We start from the raw sequence: 19288 nt of genomic DNA, 5'->3' as shown, positions 1-19288 counted from the left end.
TAAAAATAAAGATAAAGGCGGACGATTCAAAAGAACAGGCAACAAATTGTGGCGCAGGACGTGTGATTTTTGTGTTATACCTGCCGAAATCCGAATACAGTCGTATCTTTCGGGTAAACAGGCCACCTACCGGCAACGGCTATACTTGTCGAGCGTGCCCTGATGCCTAACGTCCTAAACATCAGTGAATTATCATGAAACCGGTCATCACCATCGAATATTGTCCCAAATGTGGCTGGCTGCTCCGGGCTGCCTATATGGCCCAGGAGCTGCTGACTACCTTCACGGCTGAACTGGGAGGCGTGACATTACGCCCCAGCGAAACTGCCGGCACCTACACTATCTTCCTGAACGATCAGCAGATCTTCGACCGGAAAGAAGCCGGGCATTTCCCGGAAATAAAATTCCTGAAACAACTCGTGCGCGATCTGGTAGCACCCGATAAACAACTGGGCCATTCAGACCGCTAAATCAATTACGAATGACGAATTACGAATTACGAATGGAGGAATCCCCGTCAGAGCAGCCACTAAGTGACCTTTGCCTTAAACAGCCCTCCATTCGTAATTCGTAATTCGTCATTCGTAATTGTTTATGGTGTACATTTGCGGCCATGTATAAAGCACTTACTATCACGGCGTTGTTCGTTTCTTTAGCCATTGGCACCCAGGCGCAACAGGACACAGTTTCTACAGGCAGTACACCCCCTCCGGCGGATAGTCTTGCATTCCGGAAGCGCAGCTTTTTCCCGCTGCCCGTACTGGGCTATTCCCAGGAAAAAGGGCTGGAAATTGGCGCCGCCATGTTGTATTCTTTTTATACAGACAATAAAAACCCGGACATCACCACCCGTAACTCCACGTTGAACCTGATTCCGGCCATCACCACCGAGAGCCAGTTTAAAATAGATCTGAAGGCCAATATCTGGACCCGCGGTAATACCTGGCATTACAAGGGCAATCTGCGGTACCATAATTTCCCGCTGTATTTCTTCGGTATCGGTAATGAAACGCGTCACGATGACCGCTCCCTGTTGAATAATACCCGCTATAAAGCACAGCTGGAAGCGGAACGCCGTGTTGGTGGCCATTTTTACGCCGGTGCTTCGCTGCTGTACCAAAACGATTCCTACAGCAGCAAAGATGACAAAGGCATCTACAACACGATGCCGCTGGTAGGCAAGGATGGTGGCCATGTGACTTTCATCGGGCTGACCGGCATCTTCGATAACCGTGACAACCAGAACTACACCCGTAAAGGTTGGTGGCTGCGGTTGAATGCGGCTTATGCGCCGGCGTTTGTCAGCTCAGAGCCATTGTTCAAGCTGGAAGCGCAGGGCTCGCATTTTATTTCATTGTCTCCCAAAAGCACATTGGGACTGAATGGCGTGTTCAACAGCCTGCAGGGCGACAAACTACCTTTTTACCTGTTGTCCGAAATGGGGAACGATAATATGATGCGCGGTTATTACACCGGCCGTTACCGTGATCAGAATTACCTGGCAGGACAGGCGGAGTACCGTTACCTGATTGATCCGAAAATGCATATCAGAATATGGTTCGTGGACATCTGGCCGAAGTTCGCACTGGCCGCTTTTGCCGGCGCCGGTTCTGTGTTCAATAACCACAATTTTGCCCTTAATGGCTTTAAGCCCAGCTTTGGCGGTGGTATCCGCTACTTCTATGACGAAAACGCAAAACTGACAATTCGTATAGACTATGCCGTTGGTGAGAAGAGAGACGGTGAGTCCAGGCAGAAAGGATTTTACCTGTCACTGGCAGAAGCCTTCTAAACAGTTTGGTGGGATGCTTGTTATTTGATAACAATTCATTAACTTCCGATAGGTTGAAAAACCATCTCACCAAAACCACTGTTTATGAAAAAAGTGCACCTGTTTTCGGCCACTATGCTGGCATTAACCCTTGCAGGAAGCCTCCAGGCCCAGGAGCTCACCGGCAAACATCCACAACAGTCAAAATTTTATCTCAAAGTAACCGGTGGTTACTTCTTTAGTGTTTTCCCGGGACAGTTCCCGAACGTTGGCCCGTTTCCACCGCAGGACCTGCATACTGAATATAATCCCACACGTCCCAATCCGCTGGACACCCTCAGCCGTAAAGTGCTCACAGGCTCCTACGGTGAAGGCGCAAGAGGAGGTATTGCTGTAGGATACAATATCAATAAGTATATGGCGGTGGAAGCTTCGTTTAACTATTACCATAGCCGGAAAAACCTGATGACAAGGAATCTCACGACCGCGGCAGGCAGTGGGAAACAGCTGGCCAGTGTGGAATCATACGGCTATGTGAACGCTATCGACTTTGCGCCTGCGCTGGTGCTCAATCCCGGATTTGAGAAAGTAAATCCGTATGTGCGTGTAGGATTGGTGGTGCCATTATGGGGCCGCCTCCATATCGACACTGATGTGGACCAGCTCACCAGCCCGGCAGGTATTCCGCCCGGTACCATGGTACATACCACCATCCACCGCAAAGAAGAGGTGAAACCTAACATCACCCTGGGCTTTCAGGGCGCTATCGGTGTGAACTTCTACGTCAGCCCGCGTATTGACATCTTCGTGGAAGGTGAGTACCGCAACGTGCCGGTAAGAAGTAAGGAAAAAGAAGTCACCGCCTTCGACCAAACCAACAATATCGTTAACGCCTCTACGGGCGCAGTGGTGGCGCCGGTGCCAGGGCAACCGACCCGCAGCCTCAGCGATCTCAGTGTGGCGGAGAAAAACACCAAATACGTTACCACGCTCGACAAAAATTCCAATACGCCTGTCAATCAGATCGGCAGCAAAGTGTATTACAAGAATGACAACGAGCCGTCCAACGACCTGAAATCATACATCAACATCGGTGGATTGGGCGTAAATGCAGGTATCAAAATAAAACTCTGACAAACAAATTTTCCTGACGGGGAAAAAGTTTAAAGACTCCTCCATCAGATTATACAAACGAAAAAGCTGGCTTATTTAAGCCAGCTTTTTCATTATAAGGCAATTTAATCTAATCGTAGCCCAGGGCTTCAGCCCTGGGACGCTTCGTTCAGCACATGGACCGCATCCGCATCCAGTTGCAGCTGAATTCCTTTGATAATATCCTGCAGCTGTGCCACACTGGTGGCGCTGGCGATGGGCGCCGCCACGGTAGGGCGGGTGAGGAGCCAGGCGAGGGAAACGCCTGCGGGCGTACTGTGATAGCGGGCTGCCACCTGGTCAAGGGCCGCAAGGATACGCAGGCCTCTTTCATTCAGATAGCTGAGCGCTGTCCGGCCGCGGGCCTTGCTCTTTTCTATATCGGCCTCGTTGCGGTATTTGCCGCTCAGGAAGCCGCTGGCCAGGGAATAGTAGCTGATCACGCTCAACCCGTATTGCTCACAGAGAGGCATATACGTTTTTTCAAAACCGGCACGGTCATACAGGTTGTATTCCGGCTGATAGGTTTCATAGCGCGGAAGGCCATGCTGCTCACTGGCTTTCAGGCTGGCAATCAGTCTGTCTGTGCTCATGTTGGAAGCGCCGATAGCCCTTACCTTGCCAGCCTTGATCAGGGTGGCGTAAGCATCCAGTGTTTCTTCCACCGGGGTTTTGCCATCATCAAAGTGGGTCTGGTAAAGATCGATATAGTCGGTTTGCAGCCGCTGTAGCGAGGCATCTGCTGCTTTAATGATATAGGCTTTGGTGTTATTGACGCCTTCGCCCATGTCTCCTCCGGCTTTGGTGGCTACCAGCACCTCATGACGCTTGCCACTTTGTTTCAGCCATTTGCCGATAATGGTTTCAGATTCTCCGCCTTTGTTGCCCGTTACCCAGCGAGAGTAGACGTCGGCAGTGTCAATAAGATTGAATCCATTGCTGGTAAAGGTATCCAGCAGTTGGAAAGAAACAGTTTCATTAGCAGACCATCCGAATACATTCCCGCCAAAGGCAAAAGGGGCCGCTTCCAGTCCTGAATTTCCAAGTTTCCGTTTTTCCATGATGATTAAATTTGAAGCTTGTGTAATAGTTCCTTTTGCTAATTTAACTACTTTTATCGACGCAGGCGCCCTCAGCTAATTTCACTACATTTGCTGATCAATTTTATTATTATGATGATGCCAACAGGTATATCACAGGCGGATTTTAACTGGCTGACCACTACATTCGGACAGCCAGGCGGTAATTCTCATATCGATACGGAAGAAGATGTTATTCATGAAATATTCCCCGACAAAGTAGTGATTGGTACACGCTTTCTGAATTGCGCCACTTATGAACTGTCGTTTGAAGGAGAAGAACTGATCGTGAAGAAAAGCCGGCTTGACAATTACAAGCTGGAAGAGACTGCCGTGATGATCACTGACGACCTGCTGGCGGAGGACGTGGAAGAGCTTACACTGCGCTGGAATGCCATGGTGAGGGAATTGAAGATGTTTGACAAACTGAAGGCGCAGGGCAATGCGCGGGAATTGTTGTCCCAGCTCTACCTGGATATTTTCGAAGAAGACGAAGCGGAGGAACAGATCAATAACCTGCCGGACAATGTGCCCGCCAATGTGATCGCGATATGGGAGGAGCTGCAGGTAGCCTTGCAGCAAACCGGTAACCTGACCGATTTTGAATGGCGGACGCTGTCTGACGAAGGTGTGTTCGCCCTCAATGAACTTTCGCCGCTGGTAAGCGCAGGTGCTACCCTTGAGGCGCCCACCCCCGAAGAATATGAAGCAATACAGTCCGCGGAAGATTTCGCCAAGGCGCTGCTGGACCATTTTAACGAACAGCTGGAAGCCTTTGATCTGAAGATTGTCGCCATAGGACCGGCGCTGGATGAATACCAGTCATTTGCCTGTTTCCCGATGCAGGATTTCCGTCTCGCCAATGCCCTGCTGAAGATGGAAGAACTTTGCCTGGTCTGCTTTTTCTGATTTTTCCGGGTATTAAAATATGATTAAAATGTGATGAGTGGTCTGGTAAAAGCCAGTCTCATTCAATAACTTAGTGGACATTAAGTTGGTTGGATGTGAAAATATTAAGGCTGTTATTCCTAGTACTCATTACTGTCTGCGTGCTCCCGCAAGTGGAGCAGGGCGATGGTTATGCGCGCTCACAAAACAACCAGCATACCTTCAGCATTACGCAGTACGTGCTGAAACATACCCCTCGGTACAAGACGACCATTAAAAAGTTGAAACGCCGGCCGGTAGGTATTAACGACAGCCACAGCCAGGTATGTTCCATCTACTGTGCTTCCCTTCCTCCGTATTTTATTTATGTAGATGATACCCGCACAGGATATCACTGCAACCCCTACCTCAACGTTCCCGTTCCGCTCCGCAGCTGGCGAGGCCCGCCTCAGTTTATTTAGGGATTTTTTGATTGACGGATTTTTTGATTTTTCGGATGTCCTGCTCCGTTAGCCGGCGCGGTTTCCGTTATCAACTATCCCCGAAATCCCCAAATCCCCAAATCCCGAAATCCCCAAATCCATAAATGATTTACTAATCTTTTCAGCGAATTATGCGTATACATATAACCGCGAAAAAGAGGTATGGGCTATTGCTATGTCTGTTGCCATTTACCTCTTTGTTCGCCGGCCCGGTCGCAGACAGTCTTTCTCTTAAGCAGGCTGTAGACCTGGCCTTGGCCCATTATCCTGCCGTGAAGGCGAAACAGGCGCTTGTGAAAGCGGGAGAAGCCAACCTGACAGATGTGAAACACAACTGGTATCCTGCCCTCAAATTACATGAGCAGGTGGATGCAGGTACTGATAACAGCATCTATGGCTCTTATTTTACCATGGGCATGATCCCTTCCACCTCCGGTGGCATACGGGCCGACAACAACGCTGCGCTCATGAGCGGAAATATTGCCATGGCATCCATGCAGTGGGAGATCTATAATTTCGGCGCCTACGGTACACAAAAAGCCGCGGCCCGCCAGGATTTGCACGTGAATGAAGCAGACCTGAACAACATGACCAACCAGCTCACGGTAACAGTGGTCAGGGACTACCTGGAACTGTTACGGCTAAACGAACTTCAGCAAATACAGCAAGACAACATCCGGCGTAATGCCGAGATGGCCCGTGCGGTGACCTCCATCGTGCTGCATGGCCTCAAACCGGGCGTAGACAGCGCCATCGCTGCCGCAGAGCTGTCCAAAGCACGACTGAGCCTGTTGGAGGTGGCCAACCGCTACAATCAGGTACGTATCGAACTGGCTGCCCTCACCGGCCTGGACACCACACAGGTGCTGCCACTGTTTGGTAGTGGCGCCACTTTGCCGCAGCTGCTGCAGCCGGATTCTTTGAGGCCGGCAGACAGCCATCCGCTGCTGGAATATTACCACGCCCTGTACCAGCGCCAGCAAGCGCAGGAGCAGGTGGTCCGCAAACAACTGCTGCCCAAAGTAAACCTGATGGCGGCCGGATGGATGCGCGGCTCCAGCGGCAGCTTCAACGATATGTATGATAAAAACCTCTTTAGCGGATTAGGGTACAGCCGTTACAACTATCTCCTCGGACTGGGCATCACCTGGAACGTGGCAGATCTGAAACATACCCGTGATAAAATGGCGGTGCAAAAGCAGAAATCCGCCGCCGCGGAGCAGGAACTGGAAACGTCGCGTACCAATCTGCAAAGCCTGTATATGCAGGCGCAGGCCGACATACTAACGGCACAGGCTAAACTAAAAGAACTGCCCCTGCAACTGCAGGCCGCTCAGGCTGCCGCCAAACAGAAAATGGCGCTGTATAAACATGGTCTGACCAGTATCATCGAAGTCACCAATGCGCTGTTTGTGCTCAACCGGGCGGAAACAGACCTGGTACAGGCCCACGACGAAGCCTGGAAAGCATTGTTCCGCGCGGCTTACGCCGACAATAATCTCGGACAGCTGATCAGCAGTCTCTGAGGAAGATACCGGTTTTCATCTTAAAGTAACGCTTATGTCTTTAGTCTCTTCAGCCCTGAAAAAGCCGGTCACGGTGGTGGTGCTCACCGCCGGTCTGCTGCTGTTTTCTATTCTGGCTATATTCAGTATACCCATCGATATATTTCCCAAACTGAACCTGCCCACTATCTATGTGATAGAGCCGTACGGAGGCATGTCGCCCAAACAGATGGAAGGTTTTTTTGCCACGCGCTTACAGGACCAGTTCCTGTATGTGAACGGCGTAAAAAATATCACCACCAAAAACATACAGGGGTTAACGTTATTGAAACTCACTTTCTATGAAAGCACCGACATGGCGGAAGCCTCTGCCCAGGTAGCTTTGCAGGTGAACAGGGCCATGAAGTTTTTCCCGCCGGGCGCACTGCCGCCACAGGTGCTGCGCTTCGACGCATCGTCGCTGCCGGTAGGGGAGCTGGTCTTCAGCAGTCCCGACAAATCACTGAAGGAAATCTACGACCTCGCGGCAACCCGTATCCGGCCAATGTTTGCTTCGGTGCCGGGATTGTCAGCTCCGCCGCCTTTTGGCGCCAACTCCCGCTCGGTGGTGGTCAACGTAGACCCTCAGCGCCTCCGCAGCTTCAACCTCTCGGCCGACCAGGTGGTGGAAGCCATCGCCAAAAACAATGTGATGACGCCTTCGGGCAACATCCGCATCAATAACACCATGTTTGTGACTACCATCAACTCCCTCGAAAAAGAAGTGTCGGATTTCGGGGAGATTCCGATCGTTACCAACGGCAACGCTACCGTGTTCATCAAAGACGTGGCCCGTGTGGCCGATGCGGCCGACGTAACGGTGGACTATGCGCTGGTAAATGGAAAACGTTCTGTGTACATCCCTGTGGTGAAAACTGCCGATGCCTCCACCTGGGACGTGGTGAAAAAGCTGAAAGCCAAACTGCCGGAGATGCAAAGCCTCCTGCCCGATGATGTAAAGGTGTCTTATGAATTTGACCAGTCCGTATTTGTGATCAACGCGGTGAAAAGCCTGATCACAGAAGGTCTGCTGGGCGCGTTGCTCACAGGCCTCATGGTACTGTTGTTCCTGCGCGACCTGCGCAGCTGCCTCGTGGTAGTGGTCACCATCCCGATTGCCGTGTTATGCGCGGTACTGGGACTGCAACTGGCCGGACAAACCATCAACCTGATGACGCTCAGCGGACTGGCACTGGCTATCGGCATTCTGGTAGACCAGGCCACGGTGACCATCGAAAACATACACCAGCACCTCGAAATGGGCAAGCCCGTCAGACGCGCCATTTACGATGCCTGCGAGGAGATAGCCTTCCCGCTGCTGCTTATCCTGTTGTGCATCCTTGCCGTTTTTGCACCGTCTTTCATCATGACAGGTGTTCCCCGTGCCATGTTCCTGCCGTTGTCCCTGTCCATAGGTTTTGCTATGATCGCATCGTTCTTCGCGGCGCAGTCGCTGGTACCGGTAGTGTCCAACTGGTGGCTTAAAGCGGAGAAGTTCAGTCATGGCCACAGCCATGCCGGACTGGCCCTGGACAACGGGGAGATAAAAGAAGTGAACGAGCATATGCAACACCAGGAAACGATGCCGGAGGCAAAGAAAGACGGTTTTGAACGTTTCAAGGGGCGCTTTGTCCGCATACTGGAGAACAGCATGAAACGTTCGGGCCTGATCGTCGGCATATATGTGATAGGCTCGCTCTTGCTGGCTGGTGGCTGTTACTGGTGGATAGGGAAAGACCTGATGCCGCATGTGAATGCCGGTCAGTTCCAGTTAAGGCTTCGCATGCCGGACGGTACGCGGCTGGAACGGACCGAAGGCAGTTTGCATGAAGTACTGAATATCATCGACAGCACTGTCAACGGGCATGTGTCCATCAGCTCTGCCTATGTAGGTCTGATCCCAAGCAGCTATGGCACCAGCAACCTTTACATCTTCAACAGCGGTACGCACGAAGCGGTGTTGCAGGTGAACCTGGATGAAGATTATAAAGTAGATATAGAAAAGCTGAAGGACCGGTTGCGGGCGAACATTACCGCGAAAATACCGGAAATGCGCCTGTCTTTTGAACCGATAGACCTCACTGAGAAGATCATGGCACAGGGGGCTTCCACACCGATCGAGCTGCGGGTGGCGGGTAAAGACATGAAACAGATTGCCGGTTATGCGGAAGGACTGGTATCGCAACTGAAGCAGATACCTTTCCTGCGGGACGTGCAGATAGCACAACCGCTGCATTTCCCGGTGATCAGTATTGAGATTGACCGTCTCAAACTGGCGCAGATGGGGCTGAATATTTACCAGGTGGCACGGTCGGTGACGGCCTCTACTTCCTCCAGCCGTTTTACGGAAAAGAACCAGTGGCTGGACGAGAAAGTAGCCTATACCTATCAGGTACAGGTGCAGGTACCGGAATACAGCATGACGGCCATCAATGACTTAAAGGAGATACCGCTGGTACCGGGCCAGCCAAGGCCTGTGCTGGCAGATGTGGCCAGTTTCAGGACTACGGAGATGCCGGGTGAATATGACCGCGCCGGTCCACGTAGATTCGTGACCGTTAGTGCCAATATCAGCGGCAAAGATCTGGGCGCTGCCACCGCCGCGGTACAAAAGGTGGTGAAGGATGCGGGGACACCACCTAAAGGACTGATAGTGGAATTGAAAGGAGCATCAAGCCTGCTGGTAGACACGCTGGAAAGCCTGGAACGCGGGCTGGCGATGGCAGTAGTGGTGATATTCCTGCTGCTGGCCGCCAACTATCAGTCCTTCAGGCTGTCAGCAGTGGTACTGGTGACCGTGCCTGCGGTAATTGCCGGCGCTTTGCTGGCCTTGCTGATGACAGGCGCTACGCTTAACCTGCAATCTTACATGGGCATGATCATGTCTACCGGTGTATCGGTGGCCAATGCGATCCTTATTGTCACTAATGCGGAGAAACTGCGGTCGTCTTATCGTGACGCCGGCAAAGCCGCAGTGGTGAGCGCCGGCATCCGTTTACGGCCTATCCTGATGACGAGCCTCGCGATGATAGCCGGGATGATACCTATGGCCACCGGCCTCGGGGAAGCAGGCGACCAGACAGCGCCACTGGGCCGCGCTGTAATAGGAGGACTGATCGCCTCTACACTGGCCGCTTTGCTGATACTGCCGCTCGTATACGCACGGATGCAAAAGAAAGCCACCCTCGAATCTCCTTCTTTAATGCCTGCAGATCTTTAATTCAACATAAAAAATTATATATATGAAAAATATGAGTGCTAATTGGATGATGTTGGGCCTGGTGGTTGCACTGGCGGCCTGTCATTCGGCTGCTGCACCGGAATACAAACCAGTGGCGCATGAAAGGCAGTACCAGTTTGCCAGGGTTGTACAACAGCCCCTGTCGGGCAGTATCCGCCTGCCGGGCACACTGGAAGCATTTCAGAAAGTAAGTATCTATCCCCGTGTGAATGGCTTTGTCAGCCGCATTATGGTGGACCGCGGCTCCCGCGTGAAAAAAGGGCAGGTGCTGCTGGTACTGGAAGCACCAGAGATCACGCAACAGTATTATGCGGCGCAATCCAAGTACATACAGGCGCGCGCTATGTTTGCCGCCAGCAAAGACAATTATGAGCGTACCATCGCCACGGCGGATGAAACGCCGGGCACTATTTCGGCCCACGACCTGGAGCTGTCCAAAGCCCGTATGCTGGGCGACAGTGCGCTGATGAACAGCGAGCAGGCCAATTTTCGCGCCCGCGGCGTTATGCGGGACTATCTCACGGTAACGGCCCCCTTTGATGGCGTGATCACAGAGAGAAACATCCATCCCGGCGCATTGGTCGGCCCGGACACAAAAGTGGGTGATAAACCCATGCTGATGCTGGAGCAGGAAGATAAACTGAGGCTCGTGTTACAGGTGCCTGAGATCTATAGCGGCCAGCTGATGGGGCAGTCCATGGTAAACTTCAGCGTAAATGCCATGCCGGGGAAAGTATTTAAGGGCGCCGTTTCCCGTGAAGCAGGCACTTTAAATGACAGGTACCGCTCCGAAGCGGTAGAGGTGGACGTAGCCAATACTTCCCGTGAATTGAAACCCGGTATGTATGCGGAAATTACGATGCCGGTCAACGGTTCCGCCGCCGCCCTGGTGGTACCCGCATCTGCGGTGGTCATGTCTACCGAAAGAAAATACGTGATCGTTGTAAAAGACCACCGGACGCAGTGGGTGGACGTACAGGAAGGGAATCACCATAATGACTCTACGGAAGTATTCGGTAACCTGAAAGCAGGAGATGAGGTGCTGGTGAATGCTACCGATGAAATCAAGGATGGTATTGCCATTCACTGATAATACCCTTGCAGGAAAAAACATGCCGTCCCGATGATTCGGGACGGCTTTTTGCTAACTGTTCCGTCTATATTGATTTCTTCTGTTCCTATTGAAAAAAGGGAACGGTAACATCCACCTAGTAATCAATAACGGATATTTACCTGTTGTTCAACTAAAATCTTTATGGCACACGAATATCCTGACATGCCTTTCGGCACGGACTGTTGTAAAACTGAAATAATGGAGGAGTGGTTAAATTAGACTGCTCTGCAATAGTTAATATTTTGTCACGCCGGGCCAACAATTCCCTGGATGATCTTTTTGGATGAACTCAAAGTGGTCAACGCCAATAGCTGTTTGTCAAATCACAGAATAACTACAAAACTGTCTCGCTTGCGTCATTGCTTAAATAACACGAAACGTTTTGAAATTGTTGACAAGAAATAAAAATTACAGATTGAACAGTTCCTTGATGCCGAGGGCCAGCATTTGAACGCCTATCACGGCGAGGATCAGCCCCATCATTTTAGTCACTACCATCATGACGTTAGTGCCGATAATGCGGACAATGCGCTCGCCGGCGATGAAGAGGAGATAGGTGATGTAACATATAATGGCGTATACGACCATAACAATGGCAAGATGGGTCAGGTCTTTGGCCGCGGAATAGCTCATGGAAGTGGTGATAGCGCCGGGGCCGGCCAGTAACGGCATGGCAAGCGGTGTGATGGCCACGCTGATGCCCTGGTCCGCTTTAACAGGCTGGTCGCCCAGCTTCTGTGCCTGTGCGGTTTCTTCCTTGCTTCTCACCATCTCATAGCCGATCACAAATACCAGTATGCCGCCGGTAACCCGCAGTGCGGCCAGTGTGATTCCAAACACATGGAAGATCAGTTTGCCTGCCACGCTGAATACAACGATGATACAAAAAGCTATCAATACCGATTTGGTGGCGATGTTGCGTTTGGCTTTTTTATCCATGTAGGAAGTCAGCTCCAGGAAAACCGGTATAGCCGAAATCGGATTGACGATGGCCAGCAATCCCATGAACACGGTGGTGGCAAATGCAAAGTAATTATCGAACAGAGACATCATACCTCAATATAGGAAATTTATTAATTCGTAATTTCCCAAAACTCAATTTCCCGGAAGAATATTTTTTTACTGCCGGATACGGGGCAGCTGCCAGTTGTAACGCAGGCTTAACAGGCGTATGCCCACAATAACGGTAACGGATATACTCTGAATAACGCCTCCGGGCAGGTGTGTGAAAATACCGGCCAGCACAAAAAGGGAACCACCGGCGAGGGAAGCCACAGCATAGATTTCCCGGGTAAAGAGGATCGGTTGTTCACCAGTGATCACATCGCGGAGCAGCCCGCCGAAAGCACCGGTAATAACCCCGAGGGCTACACACACGGGAACAGGCAGTCCCGCTGCAATGCCCTTATTGATACCGGTGATGGTGAACATGCCGAGGCCGATAGCATCGAAGATGTTCAGCCAGCGTTGCAATATTTTTACGTAGGAGAAAAAAACGGCTGCGATAACAGCCGCAAGAATGATAGCGGTATTGCTGAGTTCATCGGTCATCCAGGCTACCGGCGTAGCGCCGATCAGAAGGTCACGGATAGTACCACCGCCAATGGCGGTGATAAAAGCCAGGGCCAGCAGCCCTATAACGTCGTAGGATTTATTGATGGCTGCCGTTGCTCCGGAAACGGCGAAAGCAAAAGTGCCGGACAACTCCAGCCCCTGTATGTAGGTGAGTGACATTCCCCTGTCTGATTTTCGCGCTAAGATAATCAGTATACAGGAATATCCGCATTACCGCGTGATATCAATAATCATAGTCGTATTCGCCGCGCAGGGTACGTTCTATCTGGTTACGCAGGTCATTGCTGAAGCCTTCCACTTCGATCTTAGGCTGATGATCGAGGTTGATACGGAAACGGCCTTTTTCGAGCGCCAGGAGGTCGTATATGTCTTCCAGCAAGGCATAGAGCAGCTTTCTGGTATTCTCTGCTATCTGGGCCAGGAAAGTATCTTCAAACTGAAAAAATTCACGGTCTTTATAAGATAAGGTAACTTGGATCATAATCAAATGGTTTTTCCAGGATTTTGAGATTGTTTTACAGTGTTGTACAGTTGACTAACAAACTGATAATCATTAATTAATTATTAATATTTGCATAAAAATAGAAAAAAAGAAATAATTTTTTCCCTATGTGAAAACTTTTTTATCCACATCCTGCAAAAAAAATTAAAAAAGATCATATCTTCAAAAGTTGACCTTCCGGCATGCTTGCTGCTCCGCTGGCCATAATCTTCCGCTTTACTTTTAAAAATTTGGTTACCATTGTGTTTTATATATCCACAATGAAGAAAATAACACTATTGGTAGCCTTGTTGGTGGTGAGCTGTTTCTCCCTGTTCGCTCAACCGGGCAAAGGAATCAAATGGTCGCGCGATGGTCGGGCCACTTTAAAGGCCGAACCGCAGGGCATTGTTGCCACTCCCTTATCAGGCGCCGCTCCCACGGTCATGGTGCCGGCCGGAAAGTATACTCCTGCAGGCGCCGCCAAAGCACTGCCGGTCCGGGACTTCTCTTTTTCAGCAGATGAAAAAAAATTGCTGATCTACACCAATTCAAAAAAAGTATGGCGTTATGAAACCCGCGGCGACTACTGGTTGCTGGACCTTGCGTCCGGCAAACTTCAACAGTTAGGCAAAGGTCATGCCGCATCTTCGCTGATGTTCGCCAAGTTATCACCTGACGGCACCAGGGCCGCCTATGTGAGTGAACACAATCTCTATGTGGAAGACCTGGCCACCGGCACCATCAAAGCACTGACTACCAACGGTACCCGCCGTTTTATCAATGGTACCTTCGACTGGGCCTATGAAGAAGAATTCGGCTGCCGCGACGGTTTCCGCTGGAGCCCCGATAGTAAAAGCATCGCTTACTGGCAGATAGACGCGACCAAAATCCGCGACTTCCTCATGATCAATAACACCGATTCCATCTACTCCTTTAACGTACCGGTAGAATATCCCGTGGCGGGCCAAAGCCCTTCCGCCTGCCGCGTCGGCGTAGTGGACATCGCCACTGCCAACACCCGCTGGATGGACGTTCCCGGTGATCAGCAACAGCATTACATCCCCCGTATGGAATGGGTGCCCGGTAAAAAACAACTGATCATCCAACAGCTTAACCGCAAACAGAACGAAAGCAAAATCATGCTTTGCGACGCTACTAACGGTAAAGTACATACGTTGTACGAAGAAAAAGACAGCGCCTGGATCGACGTGAAATCCCGCTGGGACGATGACAACATCGCAGGGTGGGACTTTATCCGCAACGGAAAAGACTTTATCTGGGTAAGTGAACAGGACGGATGGCGCCATCTGTACACCGTCTCCACCGAAACCGGAAAAGCCACACTGCTGACGCCAGGCAACTATGACGTGATGACCATCGCCAAAATCGATGAAACCGGTAATCAGATCTGGTTCACCGCCTCGCCGGACAACGCGGTACAGGAATACCTTTACCGCATTCCGCTGAATGGTGGCAAAGCGGAACGTATCACGCCGGCCGACCAGCCCGGCTCACATGAATACAATATATCACCCTACAGCAGCTGGGCGGTACATTCCTTCAGCAACGCCTGCATGTATCCCGTCAGCGAAAACGTGGAACTGCCGGCGCATAAAAGCAGCCCGGAAGTGGCACAGGCACTGAAACAGGCCGCGGCCGCAGGTAAATGTGTGGAGTATTTCGAGGTGCAGACCGCTGACGGCATCAGGATCGGCGGCTGGATGCGCAAACCTAAAGACTTCGACCCCTCCAAAAAATATCCGATCGTATTTTATGTATATGGTGAACCTGCCGGCGCCACCACCCGCGATGTGGCTGGTGCAGGCCGCAACTTCCTCTATGATGGCGATATGGCGGCAGATGGCTACATCTACGCTTCTATGGACAACAGAGGCACGCCATTGCCCAAAGGCCGCTACTGGCGTAAAAGCATCTACCGCAAAGTAGGCTTGCTCAACGCGCGTGACCAGGCACAGGCTGCTCAGGCGCTCATGAAAAAATATGCCTATATCGATCCTGCCCGTACAGCGGTATGGGGCTGGAGCGGCGGCGGCTCCATGACGCTTAACCTCATGTTCCAGTACCCGGACATCTACAAAACAGGCATCGCTATCGCCGCAGTAGGCAACCAGCTGACCTATGACAATATCTACCAGGAACGTTATATGGGGCTGCCGGAAGAGAACCGGGAAGATTTTGTGAAGGGCTCACCCATTTCCTATGCCAGGAACCTGCGCGGAAACCTGCTGTACATACACGGTACCGGAGATGACAACGTGCATTATCAGAACGCGGAGATGCTGCTCAATGAACTGATCAAATACAACAAACAAATCCAGTTCATGGCTTATCCTAACCGTACTCACAGCATTTCGGAAGGAGAGGGTACTTTCACGCACCTATCTACCCTCTATACTAACTATCTGCGCGCACATTGCGAACCAGGAGCGAAGTAAATGTTGAAATTTTTTGATTTTCGATTTTTTGATTTTGAGAAGATGAGAGACATACTTTGATAACTCCCTAAAATTCCAAAATCAAAAAATCGAAAATCAAAAAATCTCTAACTTGCGCTTCTTAATAAACTGAATGACATGTCTAAGACTTCTATTATCGGAATTATTGCTGCGGTGGTGGTGATTATTTGTGCATTTTTCCCGTGGGCGGTGATCGAGAGCCGGCACCTGGTATTTACCGGGTTAAATACCACCGGCTCCAGCTATGGGGAACCGGGGAAACTGAATATCTTCCTGGCGGTGCTGGCAGTGATTATTTTTCTGGTGAAGAACGAATGGGTGATGCGAATGAACCTTTTTGTAGCGGGTTTTATGCTGGCATGGTCTTTCCGTAACATGCTGCTGTTTTCCCGCTGTGAGGCCGGCGTTTGCCCACAGGCGGGCATAGCGCTGTATATTTCAGTAGCTGCTGCTGCCGTGGCATTTGTTTGTGTACTGCTTACCCCAACGCCCAGGAAGACACCTAAAGCCTAAATTTTTTTGCGGGGTTAAAATATCTTGTGCAACAGCCAGGCCCCGCACCATACACCGGCGCCCATCAGCCAATACCGGATGATAATGGGTAGTGGGCGCTGGTTAGTTACTTTCGCTTTTATAAAACTGAATACGGTCAACCCCAGGAAAACCAACATCATACTGGTTTGTGAAGCAGCCGGAAAATTTTCGTTCGATAAATAAGGCCCTACAGACAACATTCCTCCCAACAAAAAAAAGAAGGCAGTAAACAAAGCGCTTAGCATGGCACGGGGACGGCTAAACGTTGTTTCCACCACCTGTTCCTGCTGCAGGGTTGTTTCCCACTGCGCGGCGTCTTTCTGCATTTCATCGGCAATGTGTGCGATGGTGTGGTCGTTGATGTCGAGATGTGCCAGTTTCCGCCGCTCGTCGTCGGAGAGGAGGGCGCTGTCGTGCTGGGCATCGCCTTTATTGGCCTGGTAGGCGCTGTACGTCACCAGCAGGCTGCCTGCGGCCAGGATACAGAGCTGGATATTGTAAAAGGTCTGTACTTCCAGCGGAAAGGTTTGTATAATCTGTGTGGCAAAAAAGAGCAGGAACAAACCATCGGGAAAGCCGATCAGGAAGTCGGTTTTCCATCCGGAACTGCGGATAGCCTTGTGTGGTGCTGTCATACGTTGGCAGTTAGCTGAACGCTTTTTCGATGCTTTTCTGAATGATCTGCACACATTCTGAAACCTGTGTGGCAGTCATGATCAGTGGTGGAGCAAATCGGATCTTGTCGCCATGGGTGGGTTTGGCGAGCAGGCCGTTTTCTTTTAAAGTCAGGCAGAGGTCCCAGGCTGCTTCCGGATCAGCGTGATTGATCACGATGGCATTCAGCAGGCCTTTTCCGCGCACGGTTTTTATGTAAGGAGACTGCAGGTCTTCCAGCCCCTTGCGTAACAGCTGTCCCATAGCAGCTGCGTTTTCCGTCATTTTCTCATCTTTTAGCACCTGAAGCGCTGTGATGGCCACTTTACAGGCGAGCGGATTGCCACCATAGGTTGAACCATGTTCTCCCGGTTTGATGGTCAGCATGATCTCATCATCCGCCAGTACGGCGCTTACCGGCAGCACGCCACCGGAGAGGGCTTTGCCCAGTATCAGGATGTCCGGGCGTACATTTTCGTGGTCGCACGCCAGCATACGGCCAGTACGGGCCAGTCCGGTCTGGATCTCATCTGCTATGAACAACACATTGGCATCCTGGCAATAAGCACGGGCTTTGGACAGGTAACCATCGTCGGGTACCACCACACCGGCCTCACCCTGGATAGGCTCTACCAGGAAACCGGCCACCGTCTTGTCTTGCAGCGCTTGTTCCAGTGCCGGCAGATTATTGTAGGGGATCACTTCATAACCGCTCATAAACGGTCCGAAATTATTCCGGGCCAACGGGTCGGTGCTGAAGGAAATCACATTGAGGGTACGGCCATGGAAATTATTGGAGCAGACAAGGATCTTCGCCTTGTTTTCCGGAATGCCTTTTACCATATAAGCCCAGTGCCGGCAGAGTTTCAGCGCTGTTTCCACCGCTTCCACGCCGGTATTCATGGGCAATACTTTATCATAACCGAAGTAACCGGTAATATACTGTGCGTATTCTCCCAGCAGATCACTGTGAAATGCGCGGGAGGTCAATGTCAGTTTCTGCGCTTGTTCTATCAGCGAGGCAATGATCCGCGGATGGCAATGTCCCTGGTTAACTGCGGAATACCCGGAGAGAAAATCGTAGTAACGTTTACCATCCACATCCCATAAAAAAACACCTTCGCCACGCTCCAACACAACCGGCAACGGATGGTAGTTGTGTGCGCCATATTGCTCTTCCAATCCTAGAAAATGCTGCGTCCTTTCGCTTATCGTAAATGCTGGTATCATATCCCAAAAATACGGAATTGTTCTCGCAAAGGAGCAAAGGGCGCAAAGGAAATGTCAGGAAAAGACTACAACTGATCGTAATACAGATAATATGCAGCCTGATTGCAGCCGCCGATCACGCCCAGTCCGCCGATGGCATTATTGCGTAGCTGGATGGCCTGTATCAGGCTGTTCAGGCCGGGATTGCGCCTTACTTTTTCATAAGTCAGCAGAAAATCATAATACTCCGGTGTCACCGATTTTACATTCACCAGCACACGGCCAATGGGTATGTTATCTCCGGGAGTACTGGCGGTAAGCGCGGTGGCATTGAGGTACAGCCGGGTGTCAAGCGCTTTGGCGCGCTGAGTGAAAAGAATACTGTTGTAGTTTTCATTGAGGCCGCCCACCTGGTTGTTGTCTGCATTTTCATCCTGTGTGTAAACGGGGATACGCAGATAGCTGTTGAGGTACACAGTGTCTTTGAAGGAAACCAGGCCCGGTTCATTTTTCACCTGGTCGTACAATGTTCGTTTGTCGCGCACGCGATAGCGCGTGTTCCGGTAAATAAAGATCGTGTCCAGTTGCACCAGCTGTTTCAATGCTTCCATCACGATAAACTGCCGCCCGTTGGCTGGCGGCGCCTGCACATTGAAATGAAACCGCAGCACCGGACGTCCGTTCAGCGTGGTCCGTAAGGTATCCAGCAGCTCCACTTTAATACCTGGAGGAATGGTTGTTTTTGCAGTCACATCTTTGGTATCGGGTACTTTTACCTGTACAATGTAGCTCTTGTTGGCGTCTATGCGGGTATTGCCCCGGTAAAAGGCCATATTGCTGGAAGTGTCTTTTACGTAATGCAACTGTTCAAGCAACTGGCTGTCGGCGTTTAGCAGCTGTGCCACAGCGTTGGTCACCGGAGCAAAATCATTGTTGATGTCCGGCCCTACAGGCTTGCTTTTGCCTACCCGCATCTCGGCTTTTTTCCCTGCTACCAGCTCACTGTAAACCACCGCTCTGGGTTTCATACTGGAAGGAGGCACCGGTAATTCATGTATACATCCTGTTAACACAGCAACGCAGA

The 19288-nt window shown here is 51.0% G+C and carries 17 protein-coding genes; 10 read left to right on the top strand and 7 right to left on the bottom strand.

Annotated elements, in window-relative coordinates:
- Positions 1–194: 194 nt before the first annotated feature.
- The 3 genes from ACTJJS_RS28110 to ACTJJS_RS28100 all read left to right on the top strand — a co-directional run bounded on the left by ACTJJS_RS28110 (position 195) and on the right by ACTJJS_RS28100 (position 2905).
- Positions 195–470, top strand: coding sequence for a SelT/SelW/SelH family protein (locus ACTJJS_RS28110; RefSeq protein WP_168874336.1), 276 nt, complete (start codon positions 195–197; stop codon positions 468–470).
- A 143-nt stretch (positions 471–613) separates the two neighbouring features.
- The gene (locus ACTJJS_RS28105) at positions 614–1792 is read left to right on the top strand and encodes a hypothetical protein (RefSeq protein WP_440666813.1); all 1179 of its coding nucleotides are present in this window, start codon (positions 614–616) and stop codon (positions 1790–1792) included.
- An 84-nt stretch (positions 1793–1876) separates the two neighbouring features.
- On the top strand, positions 1877–2905 hold the full coding sequence (locus tag ACTJJS_RS28100; RefSeq protein WP_168874334.1) for an outer membrane beta-barrel protein: 1029 nt from the start codon (positions 1877–1879) through the stop codon (positions 2903–2905).
- 128 nt (positions 2906–3033) lie between these two features.
- Here ACTJJS_RS28100 and ACTJJS_RS28095 read toward each other — a convergent pair whose 3' ends face one another.
- Complete coding sequence (locus tag ACTJJS_RS28095; RefSeq protein ID WP_440666811.1) at positions 3034–3984, bottom strand: aldo/keto reductase; 951 nt, start codon at positions 3982–3984, stop codon at positions 3034–3036.
- A gap of 111 nt (positions 3985–4095) precedes the next feature.
- On the opposite strand from ACTJJS_RS28095, the gene ACTJJS_RS28090 reads away from it, so the two are divergent.
- The 5 genes from ACTJJS_RS28090 (at position 4096) to ACTJJS_RS28070 (ending at position 11247) form a co-directional block, all read left to right on the top strand.
- Entirely contained in the window at positions 4096–4911 is an 816-nt protein-coding gene (locus tag ACTJJS_RS28090) for a DUF6630 family protein (RefSeq protein WP_168874332.1), read from the top strand.
- Positions 4912–5006: 95 nt separating this feature from the next.
- The gene (locus ACTJJS_RS28085; protein WP_440666808.1) at positions 5007–5351 is read left to right on the top strand and encodes a hypothetical protein; all 345 of its coding nucleotides are present in this window, start codon (positions 5007–5009) and stop codon (positions 5349–5351) included.
- 152 nt (positions 5352–5503) lie between these two features.
- Positions 5504–6898, top strand: coding sequence for a TolC family protein (locus ACTJJS_RS28080; protein WP_168874330.1), 1395 nt, complete (start codon positions 5504–5506; stop codon positions 6896–6898).
- Positions 6899–6932: 34 nt separating this feature from the next.
- Positions 6933–10136 carry an efflux RND transporter permease subunit gene (locus ACTJJS_RS28075; RefSeq protein WP_440666806.1) on the top strand — a complete coding sequence of 1068 codons (3204 nt, stop codon included), beginning with the start codon at positions 6933–6935 and terminating at the stop codon, positions 10134–10136.
- 22 nt (positions 10137–10158) lie between these two features.
- Positions 10159–11247, top strand: a complete 1089-nt coding sequence (locus tag ACTJJS_RS28070) for an efflux RND transporter periplasmic adaptor subunit (protein WP_440666804.1) — start codon at positions 10159–10161, stop codon at positions 11245–11247.
- Positions 11248–11679: 432 nt separating this feature from the next.
- On the opposite strand, the gene ACTJJS_RS28065 is transcribed toward ACTJJS_RS28070, so the two are convergent.
- From ACTJJS_RS28065 to ACTJJS_RS28055, 3 genes are all read right to left on the bottom strand, one after another.
- Complete coding sequence (locus tag ACTJJS_RS28065) at positions 11680–12324, bottom strand: MarC family protein (RefSeq protein ID WP_211092778.1); 645 nt, start codon at positions 12322–12324, stop codon at positions 11680–11682.
- Between the two features lie 66 nt (positions 12325–12390).
- Positions 12391–13005, bottom strand: coding sequence for a trimeric intracellular cation channel family protein (locus ACTJJS_RS28060; RefSeq protein ID WP_168874327.1), 615 nt, complete (start codon positions 13003–13005; stop codon positions 12391–12393).
- 64 nt (positions 13006–13069) lie between these two features.
- A complete protein-coding gene (locus tag ACTJJS_RS28055) occupies positions 13070–13327 on the bottom strand; it encodes a hypothetical protein (RefSeq protein WP_188095454.1) in 258 nt (85 codons plus the stop codon).
- Between the two features lie 281 nt (positions 13328–13608).
- On the opposite strand from ACTJJS_RS28055, the gene ACTJJS_RS28050 reads away from it, so the two are divergent.
- Positions 13609–15786: a DPP IV N-terminal domain-containing protein gene (locus ACTJJS_RS28050; protein ID WP_440666801.1), complete on the top strand. Its 2178-nt coding sequence runs from the start codon at positions 13609–13611 to the stop codon at positions 15784–15786.
- A 138-nt stretch (positions 15787–15924) separates the two neighbouring features.
- The gene (locus ACTJJS_RS28045; protein ID WP_343746761.1) at positions 15925–16320 is read left to right on the top strand and encodes a hypothetical protein; all 396 of its coding nucleotides are present in this window, start codon (positions 15925–15927) and stop codon (positions 16318–16320) included.
- A gap of 14 nt (positions 16321–16334) precedes the next feature.
- Here the strand turns inward: ACTJJS_RS28045 and ACTJJS_RS28040 are convergent, their stop codons facing one another.
- The 3 genes from ACTJJS_RS28040 to ACTJJS_RS28030 form a co-directional block, all read right to left on the bottom strand.
- Positions 16335–16976: a VIT1/CCC1 transporter family protein gene (locus ACTJJS_RS28040; protein WP_440666799.1), complete on the bottom strand. Its 642-nt coding sequence runs from the start codon at positions 16974–16976 to the stop codon at positions 16335–16337.
- A gap of 10 nt (positions 16977–16986) precedes the next feature.
- The gene (rocD, locus tag ACTJJS_RS28035; RefSeq protein WP_168874322.1) at positions 16987–18225 is read right to left on the bottom strand and encodes an ornithine--oxo-acid transaminase; all 1239 of its coding nucleotides are present in this window, start codon (positions 18223–18225) and stop codon (positions 16987–16989) included.
- Between the two features lie 65 nt (positions 18226–18290).
- The gene (locus ACTJJS_RS28030; protein ID WP_440666797.1) at positions 18291–19232 is read right to left on the bottom strand and encodes a DUF4249 family protein; all 942 of its coding nucleotides are present in this window, start codon (positions 19230–19232) and stop codon (positions 18291–18293) included.
- Positions 19233–19288 lie beyond the last annotated feature (56 nt).

This window comes from Chitinophaga sp. 22308 (assembly GCF_052045305.1).
Classification (GTDB): Bacteria; Bacteroidota; Bacteroidia; order Chitinophagales; family Chitinophagaceae; genus Chitinophaga; species Chitinophaga varians_A.
The sequence above is the reverse complement of the archived record's forward strand: the minus strand, read 5'-3'. Positions and strand labels throughout refer to the sequence as shown.